This is a genomic window from Bacteroides bouchesdurhonensis, from assembly GCF_900155865.1.
GTDB classification, from domain to species: Bacteria; Bacteroidota; Bacteroidia; order Bacteroidales; family Bacteroidaceae; genus Bacteroides; species Bacteroides bouchesdurhonensis.
On the sequence record NZ_LT707006.1, the window covers coordinates 4,473,176 to 4,497,079 of the forward strand.

The 23,904-nt window shown below is 39.7% G+C and carries 24 protein-coding genes; 22 read left to right on the forward strand and 2 right to left on the reverse strand.

Annotation, left to right across the window (positions count from 1 at the left end):
- The first annotated feature begins 34 nt into the window (after positions 1–34).
- From CZ225_RS19620 to miaA, 20 genes are all read left to right on the forward strand, one after another.
- Complete coding sequence (locus CZ225_RS19620) at positions 35–616, forward strand: LemA family protein (RefSeq protein WP_077155139.1); 582 nt, start codon at positions 35–37, stop codon at positions 614–616.
- Between the two features lie 124 nt (positions 617–740).
- The gene (locus tag CZ225_RS19625; RefSeq protein WP_077155140.1) at positions 741–1,109 is read left to right on the forward strand and encodes a LytTR family DNA-binding domain-containing protein; all 369 of its coding nucleotides are present in this window, start codon (positions 741–743) and stop codon (positions 1,107–1,109) included.
- An 11-nt stretch (positions 1,110–1,120) separates the two neighbouring features.
- Positions 1,121–1,825, forward strand: a complete 705-nt coding sequence (locus tag CZ225_RS19630) for an FHA domain-containing protein (RefSeq protein ID WP_077155141.1) — start codon at positions 1,121–1,123, stop codon at positions 1,823–1,825.
- A 290-nt stretch (positions 1,826–2,115) separates the two neighbouring features.
- Positions 2,116–3,210: a leucine-rich repeat domain-containing protein gene (locus CZ225_RS19635; protein ID WP_083714677.1), complete on the forward strand. Its 1,095-nt coding sequence runs from the start codon at positions 2,116–2,118 to the stop codon at positions 3,208–3,210.
- Between the two features lie 22 nt (positions 3,211–3,232).
- Positions 3,233–3,604: a hypothetical protein gene (locus CZ225_RS19640; protein ID WP_077155143.1), complete on the forward strand. Its 372-nt coding sequence runs from the start codon at positions 3,233–3,235 to the stop codon at positions 3,602–3,604.
- 2 nt (positions 3,605–3,606) lie between these two features.
- Complete coding sequence (locus CZ225_RS19645) at positions 3,607–5,124, forward strand: serine/threonine-protein kinase (protein ID WP_077155144.1); 1,518 nt, start codon at positions 3,607–3,609, stop codon at positions 5,122–5,124.
- A 92-nt stretch (positions 5,125–5,216) separates the two neighbouring features.
- Positions 5,217–5,705: a hypothetical protein gene (locus tag CZ225_RS19650; protein WP_077155145.1), complete on the forward strand. Its 489-nt coding sequence runs from the start codon at positions 5,217–5,219 to the stop codon at positions 5,703–5,705.
- Between the two features lie 47 nt (positions 5,706–5,752).
- Entirely contained in the window at positions 5,753–6,760 is a 1,008-nt protein-coding gene (locus CZ225_RS19655; protein WP_077155146.1) for a hypothetical protein, read from the forward strand.
- A 30-nt stretch (positions 6,761–6,790) separates the two neighbouring features.
- On the forward strand, positions 6,791–7,516 hold the full coding sequence (locus CZ225_RS19660) for a caspase family protein (RefSeq protein WP_077155147.1): 726 nt from the start codon (positions 6,791–6,793) through the stop codon (positions 7,514–7,516).
- Positions 7,517–7,540: 24 nt separating this feature from the next.
- Entirely contained in the window at positions 7,541–8,098 is a 558-nt protein-coding gene (locus tag CZ225_RS19665; RefSeq protein WP_077155148.1) for an FHA domain-containing protein, read from the forward strand.
- Positions 8,099–8,122: 24 nt separating this feature from the next.
- The gene (locus CZ225_RS19670; protein ID WP_077155149.1) at positions 8,123–9,031 is read left to right on the forward strand and encodes a PP2C family protein-serine/threonine phosphatase; all 909 of its coding nucleotides are present in this window, start codon (positions 8,123–8,125) and stop codon (positions 9,029–9,031) included.
- 409 nt (positions 9,032–9,440) lie between these two features.
- Entirely contained in the window at positions 9,441–10,607 is a 1,167-nt protein-coding gene (locus tag CZ225_RS19675) for an AIR synthase related protein (RefSeq protein ID WP_077155150.1), read from the forward strand.
- A gap of 3 nt (positions 10,608–10,610) precedes the next feature.
- Positions 10,611–11,723: a peptide chain release factor 1 gene (gene prfA / locus CZ225_RS19680; RefSeq protein ID WP_077155151.1), complete on the forward strand. Its 1,113-nt coding sequence runs from the start codon at positions 10,611–10,613 to the stop codon at positions 11,721–11,723.
- 26 nt (positions 11,724–11,749) lie between these two features.
- Positions 11,750–12,574: an orotidine-5'-phosphate decarboxylase gene (gene pyrF / locus CZ225_RS19685; RefSeq protein WP_077155152.1), complete on the forward strand. Its 825-nt coding sequence runs from the start codon at positions 11,750–11,752 to the stop codon at positions 12,572–12,574.
- Positions 12,575–12,580: 6 nt separating this feature from the next.
- On the forward strand, positions 12,581–13,810 hold the full coding sequence (locus CZ225_RS19690; RefSeq protein ID WP_077155153.1) for an HD domain-containing protein: 1,230 nt from the start codon (positions 12,581–12,583) through the stop codon (positions 13,808–13,810).
- Between the two features lie 81 nt (positions 13,811–13,891).
- On the forward strand, positions 13,892–14,932 hold the full coding sequence (gene lpxD, locus CZ225_RS19695) for a UDP-3-O-(3-hydroxymyristoyl)glucosamine N-acyltransferase (protein WP_077155154.1): 1,041 nt from the start codon (positions 13,892–13,894) through the stop codon (positions 14,930–14,932).
- A gap of 3 nt (positions 14,933–14,935) precedes the next feature.
- Positions 14,936–16,321 carry a bifunctional UDP-3-O-[3-hydroxymyristoyl] N-acetylglucosamine deacetylase/3-hydroxyacyl-ACP dehydratase gene (locus CZ225_RS19700; protein WP_077155155.1) on the forward strand — a complete coding sequence of 462 codons (1,386 nt, stop codon included), beginning with the start codon at positions 14,936–14,938 and terminating at the stop codon, positions 16,319–16,321.
- A gap of 20 nt (positions 16,322–16,341) precedes the next feature.
- Complete coding sequence (gene lpxA / locus CZ225_RS19705) at positions 16,342–17,109, forward strand: acyl-ACP--UDP-N-acetylglucosamine O-acyltransferase (RefSeq protein WP_025074266.1); 768 nt, start codon at positions 16,342–16,344, stop codon at positions 17,107–17,109.
- Between the two features lie 22 nt (positions 17,110–17,131).
- Positions 17,132–17,686 (forward strand): IS1096 element passenger TnpR family protein, encoded by a 555-nt coding sequence (locus CZ225_RS19710; RefSeq protein WP_077155156.1) that lies wholly within the window; start codon positions 17,132–17,134, stop codon positions 17,684–17,686.
- Positions 17,687–17,841: 155 nt separating this feature from the next.
- On the forward strand, positions 17,842–18,744 hold the full coding sequence (gene miaA, locus CZ225_RS19715; RefSeq protein ID WP_077155157.1) for a tRNA (adenosine(37)-N6)-dimethylallyltransferase MiaA: 903 nt from the start codon (positions 17,842–17,844) through the stop codon (positions 18,742–18,744).
- Between the two features lie 56 nt (positions 18,745–18,800).
- Here miaA and CZ225_RS19720 read toward each other — a convergent pair whose 3' ends face one another.
- Positions 18,801–20,180, reverse strand: a complete 1,380-nt coding sequence (locus CZ225_RS19720) for a M56 family metallopeptidase (RefSeq protein WP_083714678.1) — start codon at positions 20,178–20,180, stop codon at positions 18,801–18,803.
- Positions 20,181–20,247: 67 nt separating this feature from the next.
- On the reverse strand, positions 20,248–20,553 hold the full coding sequence (locus tag CZ225_RS19725; protein WP_077155899.1) for a G protein-coupled receptor family protein: 306 nt from the start codon (positions 20,551–20,553) through the stop codon (positions 20,248–20,250).
- 291 nt (positions 20,554–20,844) lie between these two features.
- Here CZ225_RS19725 and CZ225_RS19730 point away from each other — a divergent pair, with 291 nt between their 5' ends.
- Together CZ225_RS19730 and lipA are read left to right on the forward strand one after the other, a co-directional pair.
- On the forward strand, positions 20,845–23,055 hold the full coding sequence (locus CZ225_RS19730; protein WP_077155158.1) for a S9 family peptidase: 2,211 nt from the start codon (positions 20,845–20,847) through the stop codon (positions 23,053–23,055).
- Positions 23,055–23,903 carry a lipoyl synthase gene (lipA, locus tag CZ225_RS19735; RefSeq protein ID WP_077155159.1) on the forward strand — a complete coding sequence of 283 codons (849 nt, stop codon included), beginning with the start codon at positions 23,055–23,057 and terminating at the stop codon, positions 23,901–23,903. Before CZ225_RS19730 ends, lipA begins: the two co-directional genes overlap by 1 nt.
- Position 23,904 lies beyond the last annotated feature (1 nt).

Below are 23,904 nucleotides of genomic sequence, written 5' to 3' on the forward strand. Positions count from 1 at the left end.
AATCTGATTTTCAAACTTAATAAAAGCAAGAGACATGAAAAAATCAATTATTATCATTTTAGCCATTGTAGTAATCCTTGTGATCTGGGCTGTTAATGCATATAATGGTCTGGTGGCAATGGAAGAAAATGTAAACGGGCAATGGGCAAATGTAGAAACTCAATACCAACGGCGTGCAGACTTGATTCCAAATCTGGTAAATACAGTAAAAGGATATGCAACTCACGAAAAAGAAACGCTGGAAGGTGTAGTTGAAGCACGTAGTAAAGCCACGCAAATCAAAGTGGATGCTGCGGATCTCACTCCGGAAAAATTAGCAGAATATCAGAAAGCACAAGGTGCAGTCACATCTGCTTTGGGTAAATTACTTGCAATCACTGAGAACTATCCGGATTTAAAAGCTAACCAGAACTTCCTGGAATTACAAGCGCAGTTGGAAGGCACGGAAAACCGTATCAATGTGGCTCGTAAAAATTTCAATGATGCTGCACAGACATACAATACCAATATCCGTCGTTTCCCGAAAAATATTTTTGCGGGAATGTTCGGTTTTGACAAAAAGGCCTATTTCCAGGCAGAAGAAGGAAGTGAAAAAGCTCCGAAAGTAGAGTTCTAAAAAGAACTCTACAAAGGCAGATTGAAACAATATGGAGAAAATAATATAATTTTCTCCTCTTAATAGCGCATTTTTTATTCAATTATTACTATTTTTAAAGCGTGAAAAAAAATGCTCGAAAGCTATGAACACGAATTATTTATTTCTTAATTCCCGCGATGAACTATTACGTATAGATATCTCTAAAATCGTCTATTTTGAAGCGGATGGTAACTACACATCTATTATTCTTACTAACAAGTTACGACCTACCATAGGTATAAACCTGGCACAAACCGAAAAGTTGTTAAACGAACGTTTGCGTGAGAGATCACGAATCTTCGCACGCATTGGAAAACGTTATATTATCAATCTCAATTACGTGTACCAAATCAATGTTCTCAAGCAAAGGCTGGTCTTAAGCGATTACACCAACTTCGCTTTCCAATTGGAAGTTTCTAAGGAAGCATTGAAAAAGCTGAAAGAGATATTTCTATCCGTTAAAACTGCATAACTATATAAAAAATGGAACTAATCTTAGGAAGAGAGTCTGGTGCTGCCCGACTTCATATCATCGTGAACAACCAAGACCGTTTCTACGGTAATGCCAACAGTGTCCCCCACTCCGTCAGTCGTCAACACTGTAAAATAACAATTGATGGACAAGGAGGATATACTGTTACCAATCTGAAACCCGAGAACGTGACTTATGTGAATGGAATACGGATCGACTCTAAACAAGTTACCGTCAATGACCGTATTGAATTAGGAAACGACCGTTATCACCTTAATTTAAAGTCTATACTGGAAGGAATAATGGGACCTATCCCAGAAACATATTCCATCCGTCCCCTCGAAAAGATATGGAAAGATTATAATGAGACAAAACTTCGGGTACAAATTCAAGAGAGAAAATCGAACGCTATCCGATCGGTAACAGGGGTACTTTCCATGGCCTCCATCGCTTGTGGTTTTATCCCGGGGATTCCTGCACCATTACGAATTGTGTTGTATGCAGTTGCACTCATTCTGGCAATCTACTTCTTTGTGATTGCGTACCGTTCATCTTCCACAGGTCCTATATTCTGGAATAATCTGGATAAGAAGTTCCACGAAGATTATGTCTGCCCTAACCCAAAGTGTCGTCGTTTCTTAGGTTATCAGCCTTATGATGATCTGAAAAAGACCAAGAAATGTTTTAATTGTAATGCTCAATATACCGAGAACTAACAGATTCTCCAGTAAACCGGGTAGTTTGTACATTAAACAAGGGAATTGGTGTAGTATGATTTTAGAAATTTGTCGATATCTGTTTACCGCTTTACATTTGCAACAGAAAAAGAACATAAACCATTAAAAAAAGCATTATGAAAGCGAAAGAAGAAAAACAAGTAAACGAGACATTAAAGGAAAATGTAAAAGAACAGGGAAATACTAATAGCTCGGCACGAAGAAAATGACTATGTTAATGATGGAGACGTAGACGATTACATGGCATAAATCTTAAATACGAATCAGTTATGAAAAGAATAAATATGATATGGATTGCCTTAATATTAGGGAGCTATTCCATCCTAAACGCACACGACTTCGCTGCTACCACCCCAAACGGTCAGAAATTATATTTCAATATCACCAATAGGGTGAATAAACAGGTAGAACTCACTTTTCAAGGTAGTATTTCTTCTCCTACTCCCTCACCTTATAAAGGAGACATCGTTATTCCGTCTACCATCAAGCACAACAATGCCCTCTATCGTGTGACAAGTATCGGTCAGAAAGCATTTAGCAATGCTACCTCTTTAAAAAGCATAGTCCTTCCTTCCGGATTACTTTCTATCAATGATTTTGCTTTTGAAGGTTGCACTTCACTCGAAAATATAGTATTTCCCGGCAATGCCGTACGCTTTGGTGAAGGTACTTTCTTCCGATGTAACGCAATCAGTCAGGTAACTTTAGGCAGCGATTGGACGCAAGTCAATCTAAAAATGTTCCGTTGGAGCAATCGGCTATCCAGTCTGTTCATACCTGCCAAGATCCAACAGCTACAAAACATGAAAGCACTCAAATGCCTGAAAGAAATAAAAGTGGATGACAATAATCCGAAATTTACTACAATAGATGGAATTCTCTATAACAAGACAAAAAGTATCCTACTAGGATGTCCCCGCGGATACGCTAACAAAATAAAAGTTCCCGAAGGCGTAGAAACAATTCATCGGGGAGCTTTCATCGACTGCCCGAATATCACCTCTGTCGATCTGCCCGCTTCACTCAATGTAATTTCATTCCGCGAATTCTCACGTATGAAACAATTAATACAAATCATCATGCGCTCAGAAAAGCCATTATTGACTGCCGGAGCCAATAATGAAAAGAGATTTCTATTGCAAGTATCGGATAACCGGAAAACAAAATTAATTGTCTCAAAAGCTGCACAGGATACTTACAAAGAAGCGATCTGTTCTACCGAAGGCGAATATACTGAGCTATCCGGCAATACGTCTAATGGCACTTCGCCCGATTATACATTACTTCCACTGACTGTCAAAGCAAATAATTTGTTGGACAAAAAAAGTATCGTCGGAGTAAAAAAATTCTCAAAATACGAATAATCACTTAATACCGATAAATGATATGAAAAAAAATACTTGTTGGATCATTATCCTATTGATAACCGGATGTTTCTTTGGAAACCTACGTGCATCTTCTACCGGCAAAAACTACCTTCTGCCGGCTAAAGACTCCGTAACGATTGACACTAGATTAAAAGCATTGACAATCAAAGAAAGTGCTTTAAAAAGTAAAATAGAAGCAGAGGATAAGAAACGAAATGCCAGCTACAACGACGTTTCACCCGAAACGACGGAGAACTTACGAGACCAACAAGACTCTATCTGCCTCGACCTACGTTCCCAACTAATAAGTGTTCGGATCGAACTAAATGAACTTAAAAAAGCGAACGCACTGAAAACATTGAGACAACACCAAATAAAAAAAGATAAATAGTTATGCAACTGCAACCTGACACTCTCCTTCAAGGAGGTAAATACAAGATCAAAAGCGTCTTGGGGCAAGGCGGTTTCGGTATTACATATCTGGGATGGCAAGATGAATTGAATCGTTATGTTGCCATAAAAGAGTTCTTTATGAAAGAATATTGCGACCGCAATGAAACCACTTCACAAGTTTCTTTGGGAACCGTAGGAAACCATGAACAGGTGGAACGTTTTCGACAGAAGTTTATCAAGGAAGCTCAACTAATTGCGGGACTAAACAATACGTACATTATACCAATCTATGATATATTCAATGAAAACGGTACATCCTATTATATCATGGAGTATATAAACGATGGATCACTGAAAGACAAAATTGAAGCACAAAGAGCCATGTCCAGTCAGGAAGCAACAACTTACATACAGCAAGTAGCAAAAGCACTACAATACCTTCACGACCGGAATATTATGCATTTAGATGTGAAACCATCCAATATTTTACTCCGTAATTCAAATGAAGTGGTTTTAATTGATTTTGGCCTGTCTAAACGATATGATAGTTCCGGAAGCCAAACAAGCAGTACTCCCATCGGTATAAGTAAAGGATATGCACCGTTAGAACAATACAATCAAGAAGGTATCAAAGCATTTTCTCCATGTACTGATATCTATTCCCTAGGAGCTACTTTTCTCTATTTATTAACAGGGAAACAACCACCGGAAGCCATTGATGTCTATGAAAATGGCATACCTGCCTTACCACCTTCAATACCTGTGGAAATCATCACGGTTATAAATAATGCAATGCAGCCCAAGCAAAAGGATCGTTTACAGAGCACAGAAGCTTTTATGCGCCTAAAAGCTACGCAAGAATCACAAAATCTGAAAGAGAATGAGGCTGAGGAAGACTCCGAAACAGTTGTCGTAAACAAAAACATCGCCCCGAATCCCATCAATGCAGAAATAACCACCCGAGTCACTCCACTCCCGAAGAAGAGATATGCTAATCAAAGAAATCTATTTATCAATCTCTGGCTCATATTCCTTTTTATACTAACTTGCTTCACAGAAATAAATGTTGCCTGGATTAGTATTGGGTATTTCGATCTTATTTTTACATCCTTATTTATAGCATTATTCCCATTCTGTTACTACATTACAGGGCTATATCAGCTATACTTAAAAAATCAAAAAGCGGGTTTCTGGATGATAGGTTCGGGAACTATGATTGTACTATGCTTTATTTTTTCCGTCGCAGCAGAATGGTTAACTCCCGATGGAGGACAAGGAGCAGATATTCTCACAAAATCGGATTTTATGCAAACCGGAATCAAGTATGGAATTCCAGTCGCATTCATTTGCCAGTTCTTATTTTATCTGATATTATTATTGAAGAAAAATGGAGTCTCTACGTGGGAGCTATTAGAGGATGGAAGCGGATGGATGAATGAAAAAGTTCAAAGATACATCTTCCTATTCATACTTATCGCTGAGTTATGCATTCTCTTGCAAATGCATTTCGTACAGTAATCCCCCTATTTCATGTAATAAGCTTTTAAAGATTCGGCATTATCAATTCAATCCCTTATCTTTGAATCAGTAAAATCAAAAGTAGTTTAGTTATGAACGATTACGAGAAACAAAATCAAAAGGCAAACCTTAATAAAGAGCGGATGAAAGCAACCGGTCTGGGGGGCGTGGCTAGTGGTGCAGGCGTAGCGGCAGCTATTTACAATGCTGAAAAAGATGGAGAAGCACCATCTTCAGAGGAAACTTCCCACTCTACGACCGAAGCAAACGGATATGTCCACCAGCATCCGACTAACGAACAGGATATTTCAGCAGAAACAAATTCCATTATGCCTGATGCTATCAACCCTACATCGGAAAATAATGAAATAAACATTCTGAGTGTAGAAAGTGCGGAACAACACGAAGAGGTAAACATCGAATGTGTAGAATATCCGATAGAAGGAGATTGCTTAGCTTCGGACAGCCAGCAAATGATGGACTATTTAAATGATCCTATCGTTGATACGCTACCAGATATTCCCGAAGAGATGTCTTCACAGGATTATTCCTTCGACGACTATACCATAACACTTGTATAAACCAATATTCTTAATAAAATTAATCACCTTTTAAATATTACAACCTTATGAAGTCAGATGATACTACTATCCTCAACAGACAGGATGAAAACGAAGAAACTCAGTTAAAAAACAATCAGCAAGAAACAGTTGAAACAGGACAAAACACTACTCCTAAAAGTGATAAGAAAAACTCTGTAAACTGGAAAGAAGTAGCAATAGGTGGTGTATCCGGTATATTACTAGGCGGTGCCAGTGTAATCTTTAGCGGTGCAGTCAGTGCCCTAGATGATCCGGACGCTCCCCAAAAAGAAAATGAACATGACGATCACGGTACACCTATTTCTCCTGATTCGCATATTACCGTAGACGGACTTCAAGTAGCAGATAACGTGACTGATGATATGTCGTTCTCTGAAGCCTTTGCTGCCGCTCGTGCAGATGTAGGTGCAGGAGGAGTATTTGAATGGCATGGAGGTGTATATGGCACTTACTATGCGAATGAATGGAACAGTATGACACCGGAACAGCGCGCTGAATTCGGAAGCCACATTTCATACGGTGCAACATCTACAACTGCTTCTACAAGCGGACAACATCCTACAGCGACTTCTAACCAGAGCAACGAACACCATCAGACTGCTGATACCAACCACACCACAGATACACATCAATCAGAAGAACATCAGCCTGCCACCCAACAGCAACATTCCGAATCTGTTGAAGTAGTGGAGGTGGAACATCCATCGGACAATGGAGTGCAAATTCTAGGTATTCATGAAGCAACACTCGAAAACGGAACAGAAGTCACAATGGGACAACTTGCTGTGGAAGGGCAAGATGTTATTGTAGTAGACATCGACCAAGACGGTACGTTTGATGCTTTGATCGTTGATGCCAACGGAGATGGACAGATTGATAGCAACGAAATACAAGATATTCAAGGAGATGGTCTTACAGTAGACGCTCTGCAACAACAAATGGATGCACAAGACGCGCAGATTAACAATTATCTGGCCGATGATACTCAACCTGACTATATTAATGACGCCGATGCTACCGGATTTAGTGCATAAGTTACTGCGTCCTACTAATAAAAAGAAACGATGAAACGAATTACTTTATTACTCCTCTGTGTCCTATTTATGGGCACAGGAGTATTTGCTCAAAAAATATATCTGGTAGCTGCCGGAGTGAGTGATTATCCCGGAGATAAGCTTGACCTCCGCTTGCCTGTCAATGATGCCACTGCAATCCAATGGCTTTATCAGAAAAACAAAAATGCCGAGACTGTATTACTTACTAATAATCAGGCTACTAAAAGTAATGTATTACGCAACATGGAGAATATGTTTACCAAAGCTAGTCCAAAGGATATTGTAGTGTTTTTTTTTAGTGGACACGGTTATCCTGGTGGATTTGTAGGTTACGATGAAAAGATAGATTATGCCGATATAAAGAAAGTAATGGCGAAGAGTAATTCACTAAATAAAATGATTTTCGCCGATGCTTGTTTCTCCGGAAAGATGAGAAATCAGCACTCCAGCACCTCTTCTTCAACACCTTCCTCATTAAATGTCATGCTACTCCTTTCGTCACGCAGCAACGAATACTCGCTTGAATCACGATCAGATAAAATAAAAAATGGATACTTTACCGCCGTATTGCAACGGGCACTACGCGGAGCAGCAGACAAAGACCGCAATCGCATTATCACAGCCAAAGAGCTATTCGATTACGTCAGCACCAGGGTGAAAGAAGTTACGAATGATGAGCAACATCCTGTAATGTGGGGTAAGTTTAGCGACTCGATGCCCGTAATGAGATGGTAGTAAACAACTAAAAAAACAAAAACTATGGTACCCGATACACTAAAAATAAAATGTCCGAATTGCAGCTGCATCCTGATAGTCAAGAACATGCCGAACATAGAGACTAAAACAATTCCCTGTCCTACCTGCAAAAAGACATCTAGATTTACCGAATATAAATTAATACCACCGCCCTCCACCAATGACGACTCTACACAGATAGAAGATATCACTAAATTAGAAACTTTTGGAAAAGGCATCGGACGCCTACGCCAACCAGGAACCGGAAAAGAATACAGCTTGAAACTAGGACTCAACATCATTGGTAGGAAAGCACAGACATCCAATGCTACTCTACAAATAGATACGAACGACCGCACTATGAGTCGTTCACACCTTTCCATCGAAGTATGTAAGCTGACTACAGGCGGATATATCCATTATTTATCCAATGCACAAAACAAAAACGCCACTTATGTTAACGGCCAGGAGGTGAAGAACAAAGACCGTATTGTTTTGAACGGAGGAGAAATTATCAAAATGGGTGATACTATCATGAAATATGTTTGCAGTCACCATGAGGATTCAGACACTACCTATTAATTTAATTAATAAAACAAAAGATTTATGAGATACCTATTATCCAAGCCACAATCTATCCAGGAATTGGGACAGCGTGCCAATCAAGAGGATACCATTTTCCCCGAACCGGATAAATCAACGGCTACCGACCGTCTGTTTATCGTATGCGACGGAATGGGCGGTCACGAGTCGGGCGAAGTGGCTAGTAGCACTGTCTGTCAGGTTCTAAGTGAATATATTCTGAAACACACAAATTCTGATGAGGAATTTACTCCCGAACAATTCAACGAAGCACTCAATGTAGCTTACGAGGAATTGGATAAAAAAGACAATGGTGCTGTTAAAAAGATGGGCACTACTCTTGCTTTATTAAGATTTCATCGATCAGGGTGTTTGATAGCTCATATAGGCGACAGCCGTATCTATCACGTTCGTCCCTCAGAAAAATATATCTTTCATACCCGCGACCATTCATTGGTGAACGACCTCTACGACATTGGTGAAATCACCCAAGAAGAAATGAAAACATCGAAACAAAAAAATGTAATCACACGTGCCATGCAACCCAACCAGGAACGACGTGTAAAAGCAGACATCCGGAATATTACCGACATACGTCCGGGTGACTACTTCTACCTTTGTTCGGATGGAATGTTGGAAGAGATGGAGGATGAAAACCTTCTGAACATCCTTTCGGACACAAGTACAACTGATGAGGAAAAACGAGAAATCCTAATAAAAGCGACAGCAAGCAACCGGGACAATCATTCGGCACACCTGATTCACGTATTGAAAGTGATTAAGGAAAAAAGCGAACAGCCTTTGAAGAATACTATTGGAGATACTACATCTATCCCCTCACAAAAGAAATTTCTAAAAGTAATCACTACAATATTGTTCGCGGTCATTATATTTCTGATCGCCTATTTGGCAACTACTTTGTTTATCAAATAACTCTTGTAGTTCATTAAAGAAGCACAGCCCATTGCCCAACTGGACAATCGAAATATTATTCGTATCCACGATATATTTGAGGAAAACGAAACCGCTTATTATGTATGGAATATATTGGCGACGGATCTCTGAAAGATAAGATTAGTGCTTAAGAGCTTTGTCAGAAGCAGATGTATTCATGGAAAAGGAACTACAACATATTCTGCCTTCCTATTGGCATAAGTATGACAATAGCTAGTTACAGTCATGCCAACAAAGTGGCACTACTTCAAGACTTGCAAGAATCAAATAAACACAGTAAATGCCAAAATGATGTACGAGACCATTATTAAAGACAAAGATAGACGTTTTTTAGGCTGTACGGAAAAAAAGTAGTATTTTTGCAGCCGTATACAAAATTCTATAACTCATGAGTAATCAACGATACATGATGCGTGGCGTTAGCGCATCAAAAGAGGATGTGCACAACGCCATCAAAAACATAGACAAAGGTATTTTCCCGCAAGCTTTTTGTAAAATCATTCCTGATATATTGGGCGGTGATCCGGAATATTGCAATATTATGCATGCTGACGGTGCAGGAACCAAATCCTCATTAGCGTATATGTATTGGAAAGAGACAGGCGATCTCTCCGTTTGGAAAGGTATCGCACAGGATGCTTTGATTATGAACATCGACGATTTGCTTTGTGTAGGAGCCGTAGACAATATCCTTGTTTCCTCTACCATTGGACGTAACAAATTATTAATACCCGGGGAAGTGATTTCCGCCATTATCAACGGAACTGATGAACTACTAGCCGAACTCCGTGAAATGGGTGTAGGTGTATATGCTACCGGTGGAGAGACTGCTGACGTAGGCGATTTAGTACGCACCATCATCGTTGATTCAACCGTTACTTGCCGCATGAAGCGTTCGGACGTTATCAACAATGCAAATATCCGTCCGGGTGATGTAATTGTCGGTTTAGCATCTTATGGACAGGCAACTTATGAAAAAGAATATAACGGAGGAATGGGTAGCAATGGCTTGACCAGTGCCCGTCACGACGTTTTCGGCAAATACCTAGCCAATAAATATCCTGAAAGTTACGACGCTGCCGTTCCCGAAGAATTGGTATATTCCGGCATGTTAAAACTGACTGATAAAGTCGAAAATTCTCCGATTGATGCAGGAAAGCTAGTTCTCTCTCCTACCCGCACTTATGCACCGGTAGTGAAGAAACTACTTGATGCTCTCCGTCCCAATATTCATGGCATGGTCCACTGTTCCGGTGGTGCACAAACTAAAGTACTTCATTTCGTAGAAAATGTACGTGTCATCAAAGACAACCTGTTCCCGGTTCCTCCTTTGTTCAAGACTATTCAGGAACAAAGTGGTACGGATTGGGCTGAAATGTATAAGGTATTTAACATGGGACATCGTCTGGAAGTTTACCTGTCACCGGAACACGCAGAAGAAGTCATTAAGATTTCTGAATCATTCGGGATTCCAGCACAGATCGTAGGACGTATTGAGGCATGTGATAAGACAGAGTTAATCATTAAGAGCGAATTCGGAGAATTTAGATATTAAAGAATGGCAGATAACAATACCATATTAGAGAAACTGGACGGACTTGTAGCCCGCTTTGAAGAAATATCTACTCTTATTACCGATCCGGCAGTCATTGCCGATCAAAAGCGTTATGTCAAACTGACGAAGGAATATAAAGAGCTGGATGATTTGATGAAAGCCCGCAAGGAATATATCCAATTATTAGGGAATATCGAAGAAGCTAAAAATATTCTGGCAACTGAGACAGACTCCGAAATGCGTGAGATGGCAAAAGAAGAAATGGACAACAGCCAGGATCGTCTTCCACAATTAGAGGAAGAAATCAAACTTATGCTTGTCCCCGCCGATCCACAAGACGGTAGAAATGCAATTCTTGAAATCCGTGGTGGAACAGGGGGCGATGAAGCTGCCATCTTTGCCGGTGACCTTTTCCGTATGTACGCCAAATATTTCGAAACTAAAGGTTGGAAAATGGAAGTTTCCAGTGCCAATGAAGGAGCAGCAGGCGGATATAAGGAAATAATATGTAGCGTCACAGGAGATAGTGTTTATGGAACATTGAAATATGAATCAGGTGTTCACCGCGTACAACGCGTACCTGCAACAGAGACTCAAGGACGTGTACATACTTCAGCAGCTTCTGTTGCCGTACTTCCCGAAGCCGAAGAATTTGATGTAGTCATCAACGAAGGAGAAATCAAATGGGATACTTTCCGAAGTGGTGGTGCCGGCGGACAGAACGTAAATAAAGTAGAGTCCGGTGTACGTTTGCGATATATATGGAAAAATCCAAATACTGGAATAGCAGAAGAAATCCTGATCGAATGTACCGAGACCCGCGACCAACCCAAAAATAAAGAACGTGCTTTAGCTCGACTTCGTACATTCATCTACGATAAAGAACATCAAAAATATATTGATGATATTGCTTCCAAACGCAAGACAATGGTATCAACCGGCGACCGTTCAGCAAAGATCCGTACCTACAACTATCCGCAAGGACGTATCACCGATCATCGTATCAACTATACTATTTATAACCTTGCAGCCTTTATGGACGGAGATATCCAAGATTGTATCGACCATCTGATTGTAGCCGAAAATGCAGAACGACTGAAGGAGAGCGAGCTTTAAATGATTAGTAATTTGTAATAATAGATATGGATAAACAACAACTATTTGAAAACATAAAACGCAAAAAATCATTCCTTTGCGTAGGTTTGGATACGGATATTAAGAAGATTCCTGAACATCTGTTGAAGGAAGAGGATCCAATATTTGCTTTTAACAAGGCTATTATCGACGCTACAGCCGATTTATGTATCGCTTACAAACCTAATCTGGCTTTCTATGAGAGCATGGGTGTAAAAGGTTGGATTGCTTTCGAAAAGACAGTGCAATATATAAAAAAGAACTATCCTGATCAATTCATTATCGCTGATGCAAAGCGCGGTGATATCGGGAATACCTCAGCCATGTATGCGCGTACCTTTTTTGAAGAATTAAACATCGATTCAGTAACTGTAGCCCCTTATATGGGTGAAGACAGTGTGACTCCATTCCTTACTTACGAAAGGAAATGGGTCATTTTGTTAGCACTGACTTCAAACAAAGGTTCTCACGACTTCCAATTGACAGAAGATGTAAACGGTGAACGTTTGTTTGAAAAAGTACTGCGTAAATCACAAGAATGGGCCAGCGACGACCGCATGATGTATGTGGTAGGTGCTACTCAGGGACGTGCTTTCGAAGATATTCGTAAAATTGTTCCCAATCATTTTTTATTGGTTCCTGGCATTGGTGCTCAAGGTGGTTCACTTGAAGAAGTGTGCAAATACGGCATGAATAGTACTTGCGGACTGATTGTTAATTCTTCGCGGGGCATTATCTACGTAGATAAAACAGAAAAGTTTGCAGAAGCTGCCCGCAAAGCTGCACAAGAAGTACAGGCACAAATGGCTGAACAACTAAAAGCGATTCTCTAAAAACGAATGCCTTACGAAAGAAAGATAATTAATGACCCGGTATTCGGGTTTATCAATATCCCAAAGGGGTTGTTATACGATATTGTACGGCACCCCCTTTTGCAGCGTCTCACCCGTATCAAGCAGGTAGGGCTCTCTTCCGTAGTGTATCCCGGAGCACAGCATACCCGTTTCCAACATTCCTTAGGTGCTTTTTACCTGATGAGTGAAGCCATCACCCAATTGGCATCCAAAGGAAACTTTATCTTTGACAGTGAAGCGGAAGCTGTACAAGCCGCAATCTTGTTGCATGATATAGGTCATGGTCCTTTCTCACACGTGCTTGAAGATACCATCGTCAAAGGGGTTTCTCATGAAGAGATTTCCTTGATGCTTATGGAACGGATGAACAAAGATATGAATGGACAACTCAACCTTGCCATTCAAATCTTCAAAGATGAATATCCGAAGCGTTTTCTGCACCAGCTTGTTAGCGGCCAGTTGGATATGGACAGACTTGATTATCTTCGTCGGGATAGTTTTTACACAGGTGTTACGGAAGGGAACATCGGTTCTGCGCGTATTATCAAAATGCTCGATGTAGCTGATGACCGGTTGGTTATCGAATCTAAAGGAATTTATTCCATCGAGAACTTTCTTACAGCGCGCCGCCTGATGTATTGGCAAGTATATCTGCATAAGACTTCGGTAGCCTATGAGCGAATGCTGATCAGCACATTGCTTCGTGCCAAAGAACTAGCCTCTCAAGGAATAGAGTTATTTGCTTCACCTGCATTGCATTTTTTCTTATATAACGAAATTAACCATGAAGAATTCTATAGCAATTCTGCCTGTCTGGAACAATTTATCCAACTAGATGACAATGACATTTGGACGGCATTAAAAGTATGGAGTTCTCATCCGGATAAAGTTCTTTCAACTTTAAGTATGGGAATGATTAATCGTAACATCTTTAAAGTGGAAACTTCGTCCGAACCCATCGGTGAGGACAGAATAAAAGAATTGGCTTTGCAAATCAGCCAGCAACTAGACATACCCCTTTCCGAAGCGAACTATTTCGTTTCTACCCCCAGCATCGAAAAGAATATGTACGACCCGGCCGATGATAGTATTGACATTATCTACAAAGACGGTACGATCAAAAATATTGCTGAAGCATCGGATATGTTAAATATCTCCTTGCTATCTAAAAAGGTAAAGAAATACTATCTCTGCTATCATAGATTACATACATAAGTATAAAATATTCATTCAATAGTACGGAAATCTGAAAAAAAAGTCCGTTATTTGTGAACTAATTAAATTTAAAATAAAGACATGGAGTTCTCGGCTAAACAAATTGCAGCATTTATCCAAGGGGAAATCGTAGGAGATGAAAATGCAACGGTACATACATTCGCCAAGATTGAGGAGGGAATGCCCGGAGCTATTTCTTTCCTATCAAACCCTAAATATACACCTTACATATACGACACACAATCCAGTATTGTATTGGTAAATAAGGACTTTGTTCCCGAGCAAGAAATTAAAACAACTCTTATCAAAGTAGACAATGCTTATGAAAGCCTTGCAAAGTTGCTTAATCTCTACGAAATGAGTAAGCCTAAAAAGCAAGGAATCGACTCATTGGCTTTTGTTGCACCTAGTGCCAAAATTGGTGAGAACGTATATATAGGTGCTTTCGCATACATCGGCGAAAATACCATTATTGGTGATAATACCCAGATTTATCCGCATACTTTCATTGGAGATGGCGTGAAAATAGGCAATAGCAGCCTGCTTTATTCCAATGTAAATGTTTATCATGACTGTCGCATCGGTAACGAATGTATTGTGCATTCGGGTGCAGTAATAGGAGCTGACGGGTTTGGTTTTGCTCCTACGTCAAACGGGTATGATAAGATTCCGCAGATAGGTATTGTCATTCTGGAAGATAAAGTTGATATAGGTGCCAACACTTGTATAGATCGTGCAACAATGGGAGCTACAGTGATACATAGTGGTGCTAAAATAGATAATCTTGTGCAGATTGCACATAATGACGAAATCGGTTCGCACACAGTTATGGCTGCTCAGGTAGGTATTGCCGGTTCAACCAAAATTGGAGAATGGTGTATGTTTGGTGGACAAGTAGGTATTGCCGGACATATCAAAGTAGGCGATCGTGTCAATTTAGGAGCACAATCCGGTGTACCAAGCAGTATCAAACCGGATAGTGTACTTATCGGAACGCCTCCTATGGAACCCAAACCCTACTTCAAGGCTGCTGTTATGGCAAAGAAATTGCCGGACATGTACACAGAACTGAATAATCTACGCAAGGAATTGGAAGAATTAAAACAACAATTAAATAAGTAACCAATGCTGAAACAAAAAACGCTGAAAGATAGCTTTTCACTGAGCGGGAAAGGTCTTCACACTGGACTTGATCTCACTGTTACATTTAATCCTGCCCCGGATAATCATGGATATAAAATACAACGTATTGATCTGGAGGGAGCACCAACTATTGATGCAGTAGCCGACAACGTAACAGAAACGACTCGTGGTACTGTGTTATCAAAAAATGGAGTTAAGGTAAGCACTATAGAGCATGGTATGGCAGCCCTTTATGCATTGGGCATTGATAACTGTCTTATCCAGGTCAATGGTCCGGAATTTCCCATTCTGGATGGTAGTGCACAATATTATGTTCAAGAAATTGAACGTGTAGGAACAGTAGAACAAAGTGCTGTTAAAGACTTTTATATCATCAAATCGAAAATTGAATTTCGTGACGAAGAGACCGGTTCCTCGATCATTGTACTACCTGACGAGAATTTTAGTTTGAACGTACTGGTTTCGTATGATTCAATGATCATCCCGAATCAGTTTGCTACACTTGAAGATATGAACAAGTTCAAAGACGAAGTGGCTGCCAGCCGCACATTCGTCTTTGTTCGCGAAATAGAACCTCTTCTTGCTGCAGGCTTGATCAAAGGAGGTGACTTGGACAATGCGATTGTTATCTACGAACGCAAAATGTCGCAGGAAAGTTATGATAAGCTGGCAGACATCATGGGAGTACCTCACATGGATGCTAACCAACTGGGATACATCAACCACAAACCACTGGTTTGGGCGAATGAATGTGCCCGTCATAAACTGCTAGATGTTATTGGTGACCTTGCATTGATTGGTAAACCAATCAAAGGCCGTATTATCGCGACTCGTCCCGGTCATACAATCAACAATAAGTTTGCCCGTCAGATGAGAAAAGAAATCCGTCTGCACGAAATTCAGGCACCAACTTACGATTGCAATCGTGAACCAGTGATGGATGTAAACCGTATTCGTGAATTATTGCCCCATCGTTACCCATTCCAATTGGTGGATAAGGTGATCGAAATCGGTGCTAACTACATCATAGGCGTTAAGAACGTAACAGGTAATGAGCCCTTCTTCCAGGGACATTTCCCGCAAGAGCCCGTAATGCCGGGAGTACTTCAAGTTGAAGCAATGGCACAAACTGGTGGACTACTTGTTCTGAACTCTGTAGACGAACCGGAACGTTATTCTACCTATTTCATGAAAATAGATGGAGTTAAATTCCGCCAGAAAGTAGTTCCCGGAGACACATTAGTTTTCCGCGTTGAATTACTAGCTCCGATCCGTCGAGGAATCTCTACAATGAAAGGATATGCATTTGTTGGCGAGAAAGTAGTTTGCGAAGCTGAATTTATGGCACAGATAGTAAAAAACAAGTAATTCATAATTAAGTATTTAAGATGATAAGTTCCTTAGCGTATATTCATCCCGAAGCAAAGATCGGAGAAAACGTAGAAATTGCGCCTTTTGTATTTATTGATAAAAACGTGGTAATCGGCGATAATAATAAGATTATGGCTAATGCCAATATTTTATACGGTTCACGCATTGGTAATGGAAATACAATCTTTCCGGGAGCCGTTATCGGAGCCATTCCTCAAGATCTGAAATTCCAGGGAGAAGAAACCACCGCGGAAATAGGAGATAACAACCTGATTCGTGAGAATGTAACGATTAACCGCGGTACAGCCGCTAAAGGGCGTACAATTGTAGGTAGCAATAACTTGCTGATGGAGGGTATGCATGTTGCTCATGATGCATTAATCGGTAACGGTTGCATCATTGGTAATTCTACCAAAATGGCAGGAGAAATTGTAATTGATGACAACGCTATAATTAGTGCTAACGTACTGATGCACCAGTTCTGCCATGTGGGTGGTCATGTGATGATTCAGGGAGGATGTCGTTTTAGCAAAGATATCCCTCCGTATATCATTGCAGGACGTGAACCAATTGCTTTCTGCGGGATCAACATTATCGGTCTCCGGCGTCGGGGATTCTCTAATGAAACGATTGAAAGTATCCACAATGCTTATCGTATTATCTATCAAAGCGGTCTGAATACGACTGATGCATTGAAGAAGATCGAAAATGAATTTGAAAAGAGTCCGGAAATTGATTATATTGTCAATTTTATACGCAGCTCAGAGCGTGGAATTATAAAATAACATAGTTCAAAATAGTCATATTATGATATACAGATTTACCATTATATCTGATGAAATTGACGATTTTGTCAGAGAAATACAAATTGATCCGGAAGCTACATTTTATGACTTCCATGAAGCAATACTGAAATCAGTAGGTTATACCAATGATCAGATGACTTCTTTCTTTATCTGCGATGAAGATTGGGAAAAAGAAAAAGAAGTGACTTTGGAAGAGATGGACGATAATCCTGAAATGGATAGTTGGGTAATGAAAGAAACTGCTATCAATGAATTAGTGGAAGATGAAAAACAAAAACTGCTTTATGTATTCGACTACATGACAGAACGCTGTTTCTTTATTGAATTGACCGAAATCATCACAGGAAAAGATATGAATGGTGCCAAATGCACCATGAAAGCTGGTAATGCTCCAAAGCAAACTGTAGATTTTGAAGAGATAGCTGCTAGCAGTGGCTCACTCGACCTAGACGAAAACTTCTACGGTGATCAAGATTTTGATATGGAAGACTTTGATCAGGAAGGTTTCGACATAGGTGGGGATGCAAGTACTTCTTTTGACGAAGAAAAGTTTTAATAAGTAAATGCCAATCCATTTTGGTACTTCTAAAATCACAAAATTAGTTACGGATTACACGAATAATGTCTCAAATTCATTCGTGTAATTCATAACTAAGATACTAAGTTACTTTTCCTCAGTTTTATCCTCAACTCTCATTCTTTATTTATTTTATGCCCACTCTCGTTGTATTAATCGGACCAACCGGTGTAGGAAAGACAGAATTAAGTCTGCGGCTGGCAGAACATTACCGTACTAGTATTGTCTCGGCCGATTCAAGACAATTATATGCAGAGCTTAAAATAGGGACAGCTGCTCCTACAACCGATCAACTCCAACGTGTACCTCATCATTTGGTAGGTACTCTTCATCTGACCGATTATTATAGTGCAGCTCAATACGAGGCAGAAGCAATGGAAATCCTGACTCGTCTATTTGTTCAACACGAGGTCGTGATTCTTACCGGAGGTTCAATGATGTACGTAGACGCTATATGCAAGGGCATCGATGATATTCCTACAGTGGATATGGAAACCCGACAGCTAATATTGAAGAAATATGAAGAAGAAGGACTTGAAAGGCTTTGCGCAGAACTACGTTTGTTAGACCCGGATTATTACCGTATCGTAGACTTGAAAAATCCCAAACGAGTGATCCACGCCCTAGAAATCTGCTATATGACTGGCAGAACCTATACATCTTTTCGTACTCAAAAGAAAAAACAACGCCCTTTCCGTATCTTGAAAATTGGCCTGACTCGTGATCGTGAAGAACTTTATGACCGTATCAACCGACGCGTTGATCTGATGATGGAAGAAGGACTATTGGAAGAAGTAAAGTCTGTTCTCCCCTACCGTCATCTAAATTCACTTAATACCGTAGGCTATAAAGAGATATTCAAATATCTGGATGGTGAATGTGAGTTACCTTTTGCTATTGAAAAAATCAAACAGAATTCCCGCATTTATTCTCGTAAACAAATGACTTGGTTTAAAAGAGATGAAGAAATACGTTGGTTCCATCCGGATCAAGAAACGGAGATACTCGAGTATCTCCGTCTAGAAATCGGAAATTAATGTTCCCATGGATCTACTCCAATTAAACGCTCAATAGCCAATCATAAACTTACCCTTTATTTATCAGAAGCCTTTTTACTTAATGTATTTTTCTCATCTGTTACCAATGTGATAATAACAACTCCATCCTTTTTCAAAACATTTATAGACTTTTGTTTAGCAATCGTCTGTATTAGCCAAACACCATCTTTCCCTTTCTCTCCATACATTTCAAGTGCAACTTTATCCTGTAACACGGTCAAACTCGCTATACTATCCTGAGAAATTCCAGACAATGGCTCATCTCCCACTGCTTCTTTTCCATTAATGATAATCAACGGCTTTTTACCATCTGATCTCATCTTATTTATGGTAGGAGCATATAATACACATGATTCTTCACTGACTGCGAGCGAATCTGCAGAATAGGCCAAAGGCATATGTGATGGTAAGCCTGCAATTTTTTGCTTTAGTGAATCCTTATCATTACTTATTTTCTCCACTTTTGCTTCGATAATTGCAGCCAAATCATTAACTTTGACGGTCGAAATTTCTTCAGCTTTTTCTGAGGTTTCGGGACGGGCAAAAGCTGACACTGCAAAGGCTGCTAATGGAAGTACATATATATACTTCAAACGTGCCCATGGACTTGATTTTTCTTTTAACATCATAGTGATACGTTTTTTAAGTTTACTGTGATTAAAGCTGTTGGCCATAGAGTAGAGCCTTGTGCCAACAGCTTTTTTGATTAATAATAATTGATATTCTCTTATATCTATCCCTTTTTTGATTACTGTTTCGTCTGCTTCATATTCATGAATATTCTGCATTTCCTGTTTCAGCAACCACGCACTAGGATTGAACCATTGGAAAAAAATACAAATATCAGCGAGAAGTAAATCTATTGAATGTCGATTATGTAAATGCGCCATTTCATGAAGAAGAATAGCTTTACCATCCTCTTCCAAATCTTTGCGAGAGATAACAATATACTTCATCCAACTGAATGGTGAAATCTCACGCTCATGTACAATTAATGTAATACCTCCTTTTAATTCTTTCCGTTTTCCTGATTTAATCAATAACAATAAACGTGATAAAGAATATAAATTCCGGCATGTGAAATACAAAATCCCGACCCAATAAATGACTAATAAAATTTGTGTCCAGGCTATAGTAATATCCTCCGATTGCGTAGTTACAACATCTACAGAATGTATAGTATCCACCATCACCAATAATTGTTCAACGGTTTGTACAGCTTGATGAACCTCCGTCTCCTGAGTTGTTGTTAGTACTATAATAGGAATGGATAATGATAAAAACAATATTCCCAATAATGCCATCCGGTTGAGTCGATGAAACGTCTCCCGACTTAACAGTAAGCGGTAGAACAAATAAAATAATGACAAACAGATTGCCGATTTCAGAATATATGTATAAAATGAGAGTTCCATATTGAACACACCATAAAAAGAATGATACGCTCAATTTATTTGATATTTATTGCAATACAATGTACAATTAGCATCCCTGGATCTTATCTATAATAAAATTTCCAATAAAAAACAGATCACCAATAAACACTACTCCAAATACTAAAAACGTAAAACAAGTACTCCAACGAGCTTTCACTCCTTCTTCCCCACTTTTTATACGAAGCAAAGAACTATGCAAACAATCACCTGCAATAAATAACACAAACAAACTAGGAATCAAATCACCCCATGAGACTAGCCACAAATTATCCCCTTTCCCCATCAAGAAAGTCAATACTACTGCCAATAGAAAAACGGAAGCATACTGCAAATCTTTTCTTTTTGAATTCATAGCGGTCATTATTTAAAGTACTTTTCACAAAGATATTGAATCTCTTTTATAATCCACACTGAGTTTTTATAAAATTCAGTCACATTACAAAAAAAATCAAAAGTCATCACCGCCCAATTAACTAAACAGCCGCAATTGGATACTAAACAAACATAAAAGTAAAGAAAACAAGAGGTTATCACAAACTAAAAAAGAGCTTGTATTTTGAGGTATCTAAGTTTATTGTTACATTTGCAACATTGAATTATACCATATCCACTACTATAAATAAAATATAAAACGATTCATAAAATGAAAAAAATAAATTTGGCTCTGCTCTTTTGCCTGCTCAGTCTCGCCGGAATGGCACAAGGACAAAAGGCACTTGATCTCAAAGATATCACCACCGGACGTTTCCGTACGGAAAACATCCAAGGAGTAATCCCAATGTTTGATGGTGAACATTACACACAAATGAATGCCAACAGAACACAAATCATCAAGTACTCTTTCCGTACAGGAGAAAAAGTAGAAGTTATCTTTGATGTAAATACCGCTCGTGAATGCGATTTCAAGAGCTTCGACAGTTATCAATTCTCTCCGGACGGAAAACAATTATTGATTGCAACCCAAACAACCCCGATTTATCGGCGTTCTTATACAGCTGTGCATTATATTTACCCTTTAAAACGCAATGATAAAGGAGTTACGACAAACAACATAATTGAACGGCTGTCGGACGGTGGTCCTCAACAAGCCCCCGTCTTTTCTCCGGACGGAACAATGATTGCATTTGTCAGGGACAACAATATTTTCCTCGTAAAAATGCTTTATGGCAACAGTGAAAGTCAGGTTACTGAAGATGGGAAAGCAAACTCAGTTATCAACGGTGTACCGGATTGGGTATATGAAGAAGAGTTCGGATTCAACAGTGCTCTAGAGTTCAGCGCGGATAATACCATGATCGCTTTTATCCGTTTCGATGAATCGGAAGTTCCCTCCTACTCTTTTCCCCTTTTCGCCGGAGAAGCTCCCCGTATCGATGCATTAAAAGATTATCCGGGACAATACAGTTATAAATATCCGAAAGCCGGATATCCCAACTCTAAAGTAGAAGTGCGTACTTATGACATCAAGTCTCACGTTACCCGTACTATGAAACTTCCGATTGATCCAGACGCATATATTCCCCGTATACGCTTTACAAAGGATGCCAGCAAATTGGCTATTATGACATTAAACCGTCATCAGGATCGTTTCGATCTTTATTTTGCAGATCCACGCTCAACACTCTGCAAGTTAATTTTACGCGATGAATCACCTTATTATATAAAGGAGAATGTATTAGATAATATTCAGTTCTATCCGGAAAATTTCAGTTTGCTTAGCGAACGCGATGGTTTCAGCCATCTGTATTGGTATAGTATGGGCGGAAACCTGATAAAGAAAGTAACGAATGGTAAGTTCGAAGTCAAGGACTTCCTAGGCTATAGCGAAGAAGATGGTTCTTTCTATTTTACCAGTAACGAAGAAAGCCCATTACGTAAAGCAGTCTATAAAATAGATAAAAAAGGGAATAAGATAAAACTTTCTCAACAGGTGGGAACAAATACTCCACTTTTCAGTAAAACGATGAAGTATTATATGAATAAGTTTTCGAACTTAGATACTCCATTGCTTATCACGCTCAATGATAACACTGGTAAAACATTAAAAACACTCGTTACCAATGATCCATTGAAACAGGCTTTATCTGGATATGCCATACCGAAAAAGGAATTCTTCTCTTTCCAAACAACAGATGGTGTATCACTCAATGGCTGGATGATGAAACCTGTTGATTTCAGTGCTTCAAAGAAATATCCGGTGCTTATGTACCAATATAGCGGACCTGGTTCTCAACAGGTTCTCGACACTTGGGAGATCAGTTGGGAAACTTACATGGCAAGTCTCGGTTATATCGTAGTATGCGTAGATGGTCGTGGAACCGGAGGTCGTGGAGAAGCATTCGAAAAATGCACTTACCTAAAAATTGGTGTAAAAGAAGCGAAAGATCAGGTGGAAACAGCTCTTTATCTGGGCAAACAACCATATGTAGACAAAGATCGTATTGGAATCTGGGGCTGGAGTTACGGTGGTTATATGACTATCATGAGTATGAGTGAAGGAACTCCGGTATTTAAAGCAGGAGTAGCTGTTGCAGCTCCAACCGACTGGCGTTTCTATGATACAGTATATACCGAACGTTTTATGCGTACTCCGAAAGAAAATGCGGAAGGATATAAAGAATCTTCTGCATTCACTCGGGCCGACAAGCTACATGGCAACTTATTGCTCGTACATGGTATGGCTGATGATAACGTTCACTTCCAGAACTGTGCAGAATATGCGGAGCAATTAGTACAGCTCGGGAAACAATTCGACATGCAGATATATACGAATCGTAACCATGGCATATATGGTGGAAACACTCGCCAGCATTTATATAACCGGATAACTAACTTCTTCCTGAACAACTTGTAATGACTGATAGAGTACGTAAGCCTGAATGGCTGAAAATCAATATCGGTGCTAACGAACGATATACTGAAACAAAACGAATCGTAGACTCCCACTGCCTGCATACGATATGTAGCAGTGGGCGTTGCCCTAATATGGGTGAATGTTGGGGAAAGGGAACAGCAACATTTATGATTGGAGGTGACATCTGTACCCGTAGCTGCAAATTCTGTAACACGCGAACAGGTCGTCCTCAACCTTTGGACAGTAGCGAACCTACTCATGTTGCCGAATCTATCACTTTGATGAAACTCGACCATGCAGTCATTACTTCTGTCGATCGGGATGACCTATCCGATTTAGGAGCTAGCCACTGGGCAAAAACAATTCGGGAAATAAAACGTCTGAATCCTAAAACGACCATCGAAGTGCTTGTTCCTGATTTTCAAGGAAAGATGGAACTACTAGACATGATAATTGAATCCTGCCCCGATATCATCTCTCACAACATGGAAACGGTACGACGTATCAGTCCGTTAGTACGTAGCGCAGCCAATTATGACACTAGTTTGAAAGTCATTGAACATATCTCACAAAGCGGTGCAAAATCGAAAAGTGGTATTATGGTAGGTTTAGGAGAAACTCCCCAGGAAGTAGAAGAGTTGATGGACGATTTATTAAAGGCCGGTTGCCAGATACTTACTATTGGACAATACCTACAACCCAGCCATCGCCATTATCCGGTAGCAGAGTATGTTACCCCTCAACAATTTGTTATTTATAAAACAATCGGTTTAGAAAAAGGATTTAACATTGTAGAGAGTGCTCCACTTGTTCGCTCATCCTATCATGCAGAGAAACATATAAGATAGA